Source organism: Frankia canadensis, assembly GCF_900197875.1.
Classification (GTDB): Bacteria; Actinomycetota; Actinomycetes; order Frankiales; family Frankiaceae; genus Frankia; species Frankia canadensis.
This window is the reverse complement of record NZ_FZMO01000371.1, coordinates 1-2,284: the sequence shown is the minus strand read 5'-3', so window position 1 is coordinate 2,284 and position 2,284 is coordinate 1. Positions and strand designations below refer to the sequence as shown.

Annotated in this window: 1 protein-coding gene and 1 pseudogene; both read right to left on the bottom strand. The window is 77.8% G+C overall.

Annotated elements, in window-relative coordinates:
• Positions 1-215 (bottom strand): annotated as a pseudogene (locus C1A33_RS35955) (hypothetical protein); the annotation flags it as partial.
• 111 nt (positions 216-326) lie between these two features.
• A partial coding sequence (locus C1A33_RS35215; protein ID WP_207770464.1) for a hypothetical protein occupies positions 327-2,284 on the bottom strand: 1,958 nt, incomplete at its 5' end.

The window sequence follows — 2,284 nt, the reverse complement described above, 5'->3', positions numbered from 1 at the left end:
TCCCCGGCCACGCCCAGGTCCCCCGCCCTCGTGGCCGACCTCGCCGCACCAGGTCGGGACCACGCCGGATCGGCGGTCGCCGCGGCCCGCGCCCGCCAGACCCGCAGCTCCGCGGCGACCCCCGCGACCCACTCGTCCGACCCACCCGCCGCCGGGCCCGCGGACGGCCCGACATCCGGCGGCCGGGCCCACGGGCTGCCATGCTCACCGGTCAACGCGACACCACCCCGTCCGAGGCCGTGGCCGCCTGGCGGCCGTCCCGGACGGTCGTACCACGGGCGCCGGCCGCCCGCACGGTCACCCGACACACCTGGCGAATCAGCCGATTACCGTCCGCGCCCGCCCCGCGGTGGCCGCAGCAGGATCGCCCCCACCAGCGCCAGCACACCGGAGCCGAGAGTGAGCAGGATGCCGCTGCCGGGATGGATCGCGATCCGATCACCGGACACCGCCCTGAACGACGCGAGGGTCGGCGGCCCGTACATCCGGTCAAGGGCGGCGAGAATGATGATGCCGGCCGCTACCAGACGGGCGACCAGCACGTCCGCCGCACCAGCCGTGAGCGGCCGGCGGGCGAGCCGGGCGAGGGCCACCACCGCCAGCGCGACGGCCAGCACCAGCACCAACCGGCCGTCCCCGACGACGATCCCGGTGAACGTGCGCGTCTCGTCGCCGCTGGACATGGTGCACCACGGCAGGGTGCTGCCGATCACCGCGCCGACCGCCCCCACGACGACCGCCAGCGCCGCGCCCCGTCCCGCCGCACCGACCGGTTCCGCCGCGGCGGAAGGCGCCGGTTCACCCGGCCGCGCGGACGGCGACGGACGGTCCGTGACCGGACCACGATGGCGGGCATCGGCGCGCGGCGGCGGCTCCGCATACGGGCGCGCGGCGTCGTCAGCGGCCGCCTCGTCCGCGGGGAGCAGACCGTCGGACTGTCCCACCCCGGCAGGCGAACCGGTGACGTGAAGCGCGCTCGTCGCGTCGAGGGATTCCGTCGCCCCAGAGGATTCCGTCGCGTCGAGCGGGCCGGACCGGTCGGGTGCCGCGCCGCCGGCCCAGGACGGCGCCTCCTTCCGCTCCGGCCATCCTCCCGTATGTTCGCGACGCTGCGGCGCCGTCCGGACCCGGCCGTCCCCATGACCCCGGCCGTCACCCCGATCGCGGTTGCCGTCTCCGCCGCGGCCGTCCGGGGGAATCCAGCCGTCCTCGCCGACGCGGTGCCCCTCGCCGTCCCGAGCCGCCCAGGCGTCCTCCCGGTCCCGGGCAGCGATGTGATTCCGGTCGGCATCCGGGCGTCGCTCGGTGTCGTCGTACCGGTCGGACTGGCTGATCCGATCGATGTCAGTACGGGACGGACGGGCGGAGGCGCCACGGTCGGCCGGACCGGATTCCCGCCGCAGCCCGACCCGCATGGTCGGCGGGTCGATCGCGGCGGACGCGGCTGGCTTGGCACTCGTGCCGCTGCGGCTGCCGCCTGCGTCCGAGGGACGTCCGGCCGGTTCCCTTGACGTCCCGCCCGGCCCGCCGTCGTCAGGAACCGGCGACGCGGCCGGCGCGCCGAACCAGGAGACGACCGCGCCGTCGTCGCCGCTCCCGCTCTGGCGCGAGGGGCGCGCGGCGGGGGCTGCGGGGGCAGAGCGAGCGCTGTCCCACCACAGCGCCGCGTCGCCGCCAGGAGAGGCGGACGCGGGTGCTCCTGGGGAGGCGGGTGCTCCTGGGCCGGGGCTCGGGTGAAGGGTGCCGGACGACGCGGAAGCGCCCTGGCTGGCGGCCGGACGAACGGGGGCGTGGCCCGACGGGTCGGGCAGATCCCAGTCGAACCAGGCCGGCCGAGCCCGCGCTGCCGGATCCGGTGTCGGCGCCGCTGGTTTCGCCGCTTCCCGCGGCGCGGCGGCGGATCCCGCGTTCCCGGCCCGGGCGGCGGCGTCGGGCTGACGCGTGACGGCCGCACGCTGCGGCGCCCGGCCGGGCGCGGACGTGCCGTCTGTTCCCGGACGGGTGCGCAACGACGGTGTCCCGCCCCCGGCCCGAGGCGGTGAGCCCGCCGGCTGGGATCGGATCGGCGACGTCTCGGTCCGCGCCTGGGCGCGCTCGCCGCCTGGCGCCACGGCACCACCAGACGCCGCGCCGCCAGCCGGCTTCCGGACCGGCGCGGCCCCCTCGGCAGGTGACGACGCCTGGGCAGGCGGCGACGCCTTGGCGGGTGATGGCGCCTTGGCGGGTGACGGCGCCTTGGCGGGTGACGGCGCCTTGGCGGGTGACGGCGCCTTGGCGGGTGACG